Origin of the sequence: Acinetobacter sp. ANC 3882 (assembly GCF_022549545.1) — a bacterium.
Taxonomy (GTDB): Bacteria; Pseudomonadota; Gammaproteobacteria; order Pseudomonadales; family Moraxellaceae; genus Acinetobacter.
The window spans coordinates 1-229 of record NZ_JAKZGB010000036.1; the positions used below are offsets into that span (position 1 = coordinate 1).

General features: G+C 48.9%; 1 protein-coding gene. It reads left to right on the plus strand.

What is annotated here, in order from left to right; genetic code table 11:
- A partial coding sequence (locus MMO42_RS18160; protein WP_241321589.1) for a hypothetical protein occupies window positions 1-229 on the plus strand: 229 nt, incomplete at both ends.

Below are 229 nucleotides of genomic sequence, written 5' to 3' on the forward strand. Positions count from 1 at the left end.
AGCAACAACCAATTTGCATTAGGCGATACGCTGAATGTGAAAGGTGATAGCAACATCACCAGCACCACTACAGCAGATGGGGTGCAACTTGGTTTGGGGAATACCATCAAAGTGGGTACTGCAAATCCAGTCACCATTGATGGCACAGCAGGCACGATTGGCGGCTTAAGCAATAAAACTTGGAACGGCACAGCGGTTTCAGGTCAAGCAGCAACAGAAGACCAGTTGG